9 protein-coding genes and 1 pseudogene are annotated in these 8550 nt (G+C 70.0%); 4 read left to right on the forward strand and 6 right to left on the reverse strand.

The genetic code is table 11. The features are described from left to right. Nucleotides 1–161: 161 nt before the first annotated feature. From mutS to BDIM_RS15260, 4 genes are all read right to left on the reverse strand, one after another. Entirely contained in the window at nucleotides 162–2855 is a 2694-nt protein-coding gene (gene mutS, locus BDIM_RS15245; protein ID WP_040346389.1) for a DNA mismatch repair protein MutS, read from the reverse strand. A 95-nt stretch (nucleotides 2856–2950) separates the two neighbouring features. Beyond that, complete coding sequence (locus BDIM_RS15250; RefSeq protein WP_003166477.1) at nucleotides 2951–3850, reverse strand: aldo/keto reductase; 900 nt, start codon at nucleotides 3848–3850, stop codon at nucleotides 2951–2953. Between the two features lie 69 nt (nucleotides 3851–3919). Further along, nucleotides 3920–4552 (reverse strand): maleylacetoacetate isomerase, encoded by a 633-nt coding sequence (gene maiA, locus BDIM_RS15255; protein ID WP_003166478.1) that lies wholly within the window; start codon nucleotides 4550–4552, stop codon nucleotides 3920–3922. Then, on the reverse strand, nucleotides 4549–5202 hold the full coding sequence (locus BDIM_RS15260; RefSeq protein WP_003166479.1) for a fumarylacetoacetate hydrolase family protein: 654 nt from the start codon (nucleotides 5200–5202) through the stop codon (nucleotides 4549–4551). Before BDIM_RS15260 ends, maiA begins: the two co-directional genes overlap by 4 nt. 158 nt (nucleotides 5203–5360) lie before the next feature. Here BDIM_RS15260 and BDIM_RS15265 point away from each other — a divergent pair, with 158 nt between their 5' ends. The 3 genes from BDIM_RS15265 to BDIM_RS15275 all read left to right on the forward strand — a co-directional run bounded on the left by BDIM_RS15265 (nucleotide 5361) and on the right by BDIM_RS15275 (nucleotide 6384). Then, nucleotides 5361–5705 carry a glycine zipper domain-containing protein gene (locus BDIM_RS15265; RefSeq protein WP_003166480.1) on the forward strand — a complete coding sequence of 115 codons (345 nt, stop codon included), beginning with the start codon at nucleotides 5361–5363 and terminating at the stop codon, nucleotides 5703–5705. Beyond that, nucleotides 5705–6103, forward strand: a complete 399-nt coding sequence (locus BDIM_RS15270) for a hypothetical protein (protein ID WP_003166482.1) — start codon at nucleotides 5705–5707, stop codon at nucleotides 6101–6103. The genes BDIM_RS15265 and BDIM_RS15270 overlap by 1 nt, the downstream gene beginning before the upstream one ends. Nucleotides 6104–6204: 101 nt before the next feature. Next, the gene (locus BDIM_RS15275; protein ID WP_003166483.1) at nucleotides 6205–6384 is read left to right on the forward strand and encodes a DUF1328 domain-containing protein; all 180 of its coding nucleotides are present in this window, start codon (nucleotides 6205–6207) and stop codon (nucleotides 6382–6384) included. A gap of 76 nt (nucleotides 6385–6460) precedes the next feature. Here the strand turns inward: BDIM_RS15275 and BDIM_RS15280 are convergent, their stop codons facing one another. Both BDIM_RS15280 and BDIM_RS15285 read right to left on the reverse strand, forming a co-directional pair. Next, nucleotides 6461–7249, reverse strand: a complete 789-nt coding sequence (locus BDIM_RS15280) for a metallophosphoesterase family protein (RefSeq protein WP_040346390.1) — start codon at nucleotides 7247–7249, stop codon at nucleotides 6461–6463. Beyond that, nucleotides 7249–8214: a diacylglycerol/lipid kinase family protein gene (locus BDIM_RS15285; protein WP_052747997.1), complete on the reverse strand. Its 966-nt coding sequence runs from the start codon at nucleotides 8212–8214 to the stop codon at nucleotides 7249–7251. Before BDIM_RS15285 ends, BDIM_RS15280 begins: the two co-directional genes overlap by 1 nt. Nucleotides 8215–8369: 155 nt before the next feature. Here BDIM_RS15285 and BDIM_RS18185 point away from each other — a divergent pair. Further along, nucleotides 8370–8550 (forward strand): annotated as a pseudogene (locus tag BDIM_RS18185) (hypothetical protein); the annotation flags it as partial.

The raw sequence follows: 8550 nt of genomic DNA on the forward strand, positions 1-8550 counted from the left end.
GAAGCTCTCGCGCAAGGCGGCGGTGACGGCGGCGCGCGGGTTTGGCGCCGAGGCGGCGTCGAGAACGGCGGACGGGAGCGGGGACGGTGCTGTCACGCTGGAGAGCATAGCATGCTCCCTATCTCCCGCTCATCCCGGCGTCCGCCGGGATGAGCGGGAATTTATGGCTTCGCCATGCCCTTCAACCGATAGAGCGCCTCCAGCGCCTCGCGCGGGGTCAGGTCGTCGGGGTCGATGGCGGCGACCGCCTCGTCCAGCATGGACTTCATCGGCGGCGGGGGCGGCTCGGCGGCGGCGAACAGGGGCAGGTCGTCCAGACGGGCGGTCGCCGCCTTCTCATTTTCCAGCCGCTCCAGCACCTCGCGAGCACGGCCGACGACGGCGGTCGGCACCCCCGCCAGGCGCGCCACCTGCACGCCGTAAGAACGATCCGCCGCGCCAGGCGCCGCCTCGTGCAGGAAGACCAGTTCGCCGTTCCACTCCCTTGCCTTCATCGACAGGTTACAGACGTGGTCCAGCCGTTCCTCCAGTTGGGCCAGCTCATGATAGTGGGTAGCGAACAGGGTGCGGGCGCGGTTGGTCTCGTGCAGGGCCTCGGCCGTAGCCCAAGCGATGGCCAGACCGTCATAGGTGGCGGTGCCGCGCCCGATCTCGTCCAGCACGACGAAGCTGCGCCCCGTCGCCTGCGTCAGGATGGCGGCCGTCTCGACCATCTCCATCATGAAGGTGGATCGGCCGCGCGCCAGATCGTCGCCCGCGCCGACGCGGCTGAACAGACGGTCGACCACGCCCAGCTTCATCGACCGCGCCGGCACGAAGGCCCCGGCTTGGGCCAGCACGACCAGCAGCGCGTTCTGGCGCAGGAAGGTCGACTTGCCCGCCATGTTCGGGCCGGTGACGATGGACAGGCGCGAGGCCCCGACGCCGTCGCCCGCCAGTTGGCAGTTGTTGGGGGTGTAGGGCAGGCCTTGCGCCTTCACCGCCGCCTCGACCACGGGGTGACGGCCCGCCTCGACGGCGAAGCACAGGCTGTCGTCCACGGCGGGGCGCACGGCCCCGACCTCTTCGGCCCATTCGGACAGGGCGGCGTGGGCGTCCAGTTCGGCCAGCGCCTCGGCCACGCCCTGAAGCGGTCCGGCCAGACGCGCGACCTCGCGGCGCCAGCCTTCGAACGTCTCGGCCTCGATGGCGAGAGCGCGGTGCCCGGCCTGGCTGATCTTGGCGTCCAGTTCCGACAGCTCGACGGTAGTGAAGCGCACCTGATTGGCCAGGGTCTGGCGGTGGATGAAGGGGCTGTCGGGTCCGGCGCGCAGCAGGGGCTCAGCCGCCCTGGCGCTCGTTTCGAGGAAGTAGCCGAGGACGGCGTTGTGGCGCACCTTGAAGGCGACGCCGCTGTCGGCGACGGCCTTGGCTTCCAGTTCGGCGATGACCTTGCGGCTGTCGTCGCGCAGGGTGCGGGCGGCGTCCAGTTCGGGCCGATGGCCGGGGTTCACATAGCCGCCGTCGCGCGCCAGATGCGGCGGCTCCTCCATCAGACCGTCGGTCAGTTCGGCCAGCAGATGCGACAGGTCGCCCTCAAGCGCCAGCCGGTCCAGACAGGCCGTCACCCGCGCAGGCGGCCCGGCCAGCGGATCATTGGCCGCAGCGGCGAACAGAGCGCTGAGACCCTGGGCCGTCTTCAAGCCCGAACGGATGGCCGCCAGATCGCGCGGCCCGCCGCGCCCCAGCGCCAGACGCGAGGTCGCCCGCGCCACATCGGCCGAGGCGCGTAAAGACTCGCGCAGGTCGCGTCGCAGATCACGCCGCTCCAGCAGCCACTCCACCGCATCCAGCCCAGCGTTGATCGCCCCCGGATCGCGCAAGGGTCGCGAGACGCGCTCGGCCAGCGCCCGCGCGCCACCCGAGGTCACGGTGCGGTCGATGGCGTGCAGCAGGGAGCCGTCGCGCTCGCCCCGCTGGGTGCGGTCGATTTCGAGGCTGAGACGCGTCGCCGGATCGATGGCCAGGAAGCCGCTCTCGCCCGAGCGGCGCGGCGGGGTCAGGGCGGGGATCTTGCCCGCCTGCGTCGTCTCCAGATAGGCGGCGATCAGGCCCAGAGCCGAAATCTCGGCCTCCTCAAAGGCGCCGAAGCCGTCCAGCGCGGAGACGCCATAAAGCCGCTGCACCCGATCCTTCGCTCCGACCGGCTCGGCCAGGGCCTGCGGCATGGCCTGAACCACCCCGCCTGAGCCGTCCAGCGCGCCTTTCATCGTCTCGTCCGAGAACAGGCGGTCGGGGACCAGCACCTCGGACGGTCGGAACGCGGCCAGCGCGGCACCCAGATCCGACAGGTCGCAGGCGACCGAATCCACCACTCCCGCCGACAGTTCGACCACCGCCACGGCCGCCCTTCCTTTACGGATCGCCACGGCCGCCAGCCGGTTGGCGCCGCGCGCGTCCAGCAGCGTGTCCTCGGTCAGGGTGCCGGGCGTCACCACCCGCACGATGTCGCGGTGAACCACGGCCTTGGAGCCGCGCTTCTTGGCCTCAGCCGGGTCTTCCAGTTGTTCGCAGACGGCGACCTTGAAGCCCTGACGGATCAGTCGCGCCAGATAGCCGTCCATGGCGTGGACCGGCACCCCGGCCATGGGGATGTCCTCGCCCTGATGCTTGCCGCGTTTGGTCAGGGCGATGCCGAGCGCGGCGGCCGCCTTCTGCGCGTCCTCGAAGAACAGCTCGTAGAAGTCGCCCATGCGGAAGAACAGCATGGCTTCGGGCTGACCGGCCTTGACCGACAGATACTGGGCCATGACCGGCGTAGTGCCGGCGTCGGGCTTGAGGTCGGTTTTGGGCGGGTGGGAAAGGGGCGCGTTCATCTGACCCGCAGGGTGGCGGATCGGGGCGGCGGCCTCAAGCGCGGGCGGCGCCCCTCATGCACAGGCGAAAGGCGACCTGTGGACAGCTCTGTGGATCAGGCCGCGCTGACGAGGCGCAGACGCGGGCGCGAAGCCAGGGCGGCGGGCGTCTCGTCCAGAGCCAGGGCGTCCCAGTCGATGTCCGGGCGCGGGGCGTGGGAGGCGGCGATGATGGCGCGCAGCTCGGCCGAGGAGGCCACGCTGGCGATGACCGAGGCCACCCCCGGCAGGGTGAGGGCGTAGGCCAGGGCCGCCTGCATCGGATCGACCCGCGCCTCGGCCAGACGGCGGCGCGTGCGCGACAGGGCCATGCCGTGGGCGGCCAGTTCGGGCGGCAGGCTGTCGCGGTTGGCGAACAGCAGGCCCTGGGCGAAGACCGAAGCCAGATGCACCTCGATCCCCTGGCTCGCCATGTCGGCGATGACCCCGGTGCGCGCCGCGCGCTGGTCCAGGATGTTGCAGGTCAGTTGCACCACGTCCGGCTGGAAGCGGCGGGCCAGCAAGCCGGGGCCGTCCTCGACCGTGGCGATGAAGCCGACCTTGCGGAAGACGCCGCGCGCCTTCAGCGCCTGCAGCCGGTCCCACAGGGCGCGCCCCTCGGCGCCCGCCAGATCGGCGGCGCTCTGCACCAGAACGGCGTCGCCGCGCGGCAGGCCCATGCGCTCCAGCGAGCGGCGGGCGCGAGCCTCGACCCGGTCCAGGCCGTCGGCCAGCGGCACGGTGCGCACGGTGACGCGGAAAGGCGAAGGGAAGGGCCAGGCCTGACCCAGCATCCGTTCGACGTCGCCTTCAGGCCGGGTGGCGACCAGGCCGATTCCGGCGTCGCCCGCGGTCTGAAGCAGGTGACGCGTCGCCTCCTCCCGCTGGCCGGGCGGCAGCGGGCGGGACCGATCAGGCTCAACCACCAGGGCGATGGCGAGCTTGTCGGCCGGAGAGGGCGGAACGGCGAATCTCACACCGCCACTTTCGCCGTCAAAGCTTAAGGGAGATTGACCGAAATCAAGGTCGTTGGTGAATGAAGAGGCTTAATCCGCGTCCGGCTGGTTTTCCGGCAGGGCGGCGATGAAGGCCGGGTGCGCCTCGGCCCTCGCCTCGATCTCCAGCAGGCGCGGGAAGGCCGCCAGATCGACGTTGAACCGCCGCGCCGAATAGAGCTGGGGCATCAGGTAGCAGTCGGCCAGCGTCGGCGTCCCGCCGAAACACCACCCCTCGCCATAGCGAACGATCAAGGCCTCCAGCGCCGTAAAGCCGTCGATGATCCATTGACCGGCCCAGGCGTCGACCCCGGCCTGATCGGCGCCCAGACCGCGCACCGCCTTCAGCACCCGCAGATTGTTGAGCGGATGGATGTCGCAGCCGATCACCGCCGCCATGGCCCGCACCTGGGCGCGGCCCGCCGCGTCGCGCGGCAGCAGGGGCGGCTCGGGATGGGTCTCCTCCAGCCATTCCAGAATGGCCGGGCTCTGGGTCAGCACCAGGCCGTCGTCCGTCTCCAGCGCCGGGACCAGGCCCTGCGGATTGAGCCTGAGGTAGGCGTCGGACTTCTGCGCGCCCGTGCGCAGGTCCAGCGCCGCCTGCCGATACTCGACCCCTTTGAGATTGAGGGCGATGCGGGTGCGATAGCTGGTGCCCGAGCGCCAGTAGCCGTGCAGGATCATGATTGCACCGTGAAGTTGAGCGTGGGCAGACCCGCGATGACGGCCTCGACCCGATCGCCGGGGCTCAGGGGACCAACGCCTTCGGGCGTGCCGGTGAAGATCAGGTCGCCGGGCTGCAGCGCCCACAGCTCGGCCGCCTTGGACAGGACGCCGTCCACGTCCCAGATCATGTCGGACAGCCGGCTGGACTGACGGACGGCGCCGTTGACCTTCAGCTCAATGAGCGCGTCGGGCGCGGGCGGCGTCCGGCTCAACGCGCTGCAGGGCGCCGACTGGTCGAAGGCCTTGCCCGCCTCCCACGGCCGCCCCTTGGCCTTGGCCTCGGCCTGAAGATCGCGCCGCGTCAGATCGACGCCGACGGCCCAGCCGACCGGCCGCGCGTCTTCGCCCAGGGCCACGACCAGTTCGACCTCATAATGCAGGTTCTGCGTCGCCGACGGATAGGTCGGATCGGCCCCGTCCACGACCAAAGCGTCGCCCGGCTTGGCGAAGAAGAAGGGCGCGGGCTTGTCCGGGTCGGCCCCCATTTCGCGAGCGTGGGCGGCGTAGTTCTGGCCCACGCACAGGATGCGCCGCACGGGCAGGCGGCGCGCCTCGCCTTCGATCGGCAGGGACGGCGTCGGGGCGGGCGGGAACAGCCATTGGGTCATGACGCCTGTTCTAGAAGCGCCGCGCGCGTCGCGCCAGATGGGCGCCTCTGCGACCTTCGCCCATGCTGCATTGCAGGAACCTTGATCGTCGGTGTGGCGTTCCGGGCAGGGCTTCTCTATTTAATCGTCAAGCTTACACAAGGAGCGGAGCGCGCATCATGGCCACGTCCAAGGCTCGTGAAGACATCAAGAACGACCTCAAGACCCTGAAGGAGGACCTCAAGGCCGGCGCCCGCGAGGAAACCCAGCGTCTGAAGGAAAAGGCCTCCGAGGCCGAGGCGCGCCTGCGCGAGCAGGGCGAGGAGCTGCGCGAGAAGGCGCGCGGCTACTACGACGACGCCAAGGTGCGCGGCCGCGAATATTACGACGAGGCCGCCGAGAAGTTCGACGAGGCCCAGCGCTACGTCGTCGAACGCGTGCAGGAGCGTCCGATCCAGTCGACCGCCATCGCGCTCGGCGTCGGCGTCGTCCTGGGCCTGCTGCTGGCCGGGCGTCGGCGCTGATGATCGGGCGGGGGCTCATCAACCGCGCGGTGGCGACCTTCGTCGCCGCCGGCGCGGCCTTCGTGGCCATGGTCGCCCTGGGGGCCACGGTCTATTACCTGCTGCTGCTGGTCGTGCCGCCGCTCATCGGCGCCGCCCTGACCGCCCTGCTGTTCGCCCTGATCGCGGCCGTCGTCGCCCTGGTGTTCGTGCGGCGGGCGCATGGTGATGACGAGGACGAGGAATACGACGAGCCCGAGGGCCTGGGCATGCGGGCCCTGCGGCTGTTCCAGCAGCGCCCGATCCTGGGCGCCGCAGCGGCTCTGGCCGGCGGCTTCATCTTCCTGCGCAACCCCGCGTTGGCCACCATGGTGGCGGCCGCCTTTACCGAGAAAAGCAGAGTCCGAAACCGACGTTAAAGGAACGGCCAAGTCTCCGAGGCGTTGTTTCAAGCAAGCGACGCTATCGACGGGAGAGGTCGAAAGCCCGCTCCCGTCAACATCTTTCGGAGGGTTCGCCTATGCTTCGTTGGGCTATTATTTTCTTCATCATCGCCTTGGTCGCAGCTGTGCTCGGCTTCGGCGGCATCTCGGGCATGTCGTTCGAGATCGCCAAATTCATCGCCATCATCGCCGTTATCCTGTTCGTCGTCTCCCTGCTGGTGGGCGGCCTGAGGGGACGCGGCGGGCCGCGCATCTAGCCGAACGGCCAGACATTGAAATCAGGGCCGCGACCATGCCGTCGCGGCCCTTTTCCATGGTTGAAATTCAAAGCCGTCAGGCGCGACGGCGCGGCAGACGCCAGGTCTGGTGATCGGCGAAGCGACGCCCGTCCCAGGCCACGGCCGAGACCGTCACCGTCTCGGCGTCCCATTCGATCCGGTTGAAGCTGGGCGGCGCCCCTCGCTCGCGATGCGACAGCGTCCCGCATCCGACCGCATAGGAGCATTGATCCCCCACTCCGATCGGCAGGGCGAAGGGCACATGGACATGGCCGGTGACGATCAGGTCGACGCCCGCCTCGGCGAAGATGCGGGCCGCCCGCTCGCCGCGCTTGACCTCGCCGGTCATGGGCGCGCCGATCATCTCGACCAGCGGGTGGTGGCAGGCCAGAACGCGCAAGGCTCCGACCGGCGCCTGACGCAGGGCCTCGGCCGCCCGACGCGTCTGGTCCAGATCGATGACCCCCTTGGACCAGTTGGGCCGGGCCTGCCAGCCGCGCGCCGTCGTCACGCCGCGCACCATCAACCGATCCGAGCGGAACTCATGGTCATGCGCCGGATGGCCGGTCGCGCGTTCGAACGCCCGCCACGGCCAGAACAGCCGCGCCATCACGTCCCAATAGGGCACGTCGTGATTGCCCACGGTGACGAAGACCGGCTCGGGCAGGGCGCGTATCCATTCACCCGCCGCCGCGAACTCGCGCGGATAGCCTCTCTGGGTGATGTCGCCGGTGATCAGGATCAGATCGGCGCCGGCCGCGCGGGCGTAGTCGGACGCCGCCGCCACCGCGTGTTCGTGCTCGCACCCGAAATGAACGTCTGAAAACTGGAGGACCAGACCCACTAGACGCTGTCCCCGCCCGTCGGAGGCTTGGGCGCAAGAGCCGTAAAGGCGCGCGGGACGAATTTCACCGCCGTCGCGCGGCCCAGCAACATGGGTTCGCCGTCGATCACCGCCGGAATGCGGGAGCGGGCCTCCACTTCGATCTTGCGCGCGCCGCGGGTCGTGACGGTCGGATCCTGACGCCAGTCGTCGAACAAGGCGTGGGCGGCCAGACGGAAGGCCTGGGCCGCGTCAGCGGTGTTCATGGCCGCCGCCTCCAGCCCGTCGCACTTGTCCATCGCCTTGGAGATCAGCGGGCTGATCAGCACCAGGGCCTCGGCCTTCTCGCGCACGCCGCCGTCCAGTGCGTAGCGCACCCGACCCGAGAAGGCCTTCTTCAGCGCCCGGCGGCCATAGGTCCAGGCCATCTTCAGCTTGCCCTCGCGGATGGCTTCGCGCGCCGGGGCCCACAGGGCGGGCGAGCCCAGGATGGCGGCGCAGTAGAAGGCCTCGCCCTCGACCTCCCCGCCTGAGACGTACTGCGGCGCGCCCTCTTCCAGCGCCAGCCGGAGGGCCGCCTTCCAGTCGCCCGTGCCGTACAGGGCCTTGGGCAGCATATTCATGGTGCCGCCGGGCAAGGGGGCGATCAGAGGACCGTCCGACCCGGCGCGGGCAGCGACCGACCGCGCCGTGCCGTCGCCCGCCAGGATGAACAGGGCGTCCGGCCGCGCCGCCAGGGCCTCGCCGATCTGGTCTGGGATGCGCGCGCCCTCCAGCACCACCACCTCGGCCTGCAGGGGATAGACCGCCAACAGGGCGGCGGCCTCATCGGCCGCCTGCGGTCCGACGCCGCCGGACAGGGGATTGACCAGGATGATGATCCGCTCCAGCCGGACCTCGCCTGTCAGGGGACGCGGCTCCTCGACCGTGTCGTGCCCCGAAGGGGCGGCGGCCAGGGCGCTCAGAAAATTCGGGGCGTCGATCATGGGCGGCGAACGCCTGCGCGCGCGGCCAGTTCCGCACATGCGACAGCGGGTGAAAAATTAAAGTGAAGCTTGCGTCGCTTTGCCTCGGAACCGCCCTCTTCGGACTGCGTTATCGAAGCTTCAGGGGTGCCCCCTAAGGGATGAAGGACAGAACCATGAACAAGGCGATTCTCGCCATCGCCGGCGCCGGTCTTCTGGTGACCGCCTGCGCCAGCGACCCGTACTACGGCGGCGGCTACGGCTCGAACGAAACCGTGCGTCAGGGCGCTGTCGGCGCTGGTCTGGGCGCCGTGGCCGGCGCCATCATCGGCAACAACGTCGGCGGCGGCAACGCAG

This window comes from Brevundimonas diminuta ATCC 11568, assembly GCF_000204035.1.
GTDB classification, from domain to species: Bacteria; Pseudomonadota; Alphaproteobacteria; order Caulobacterales; family Caulobacteraceae; genus Brevundimonas; species Brevundimonas diminuta.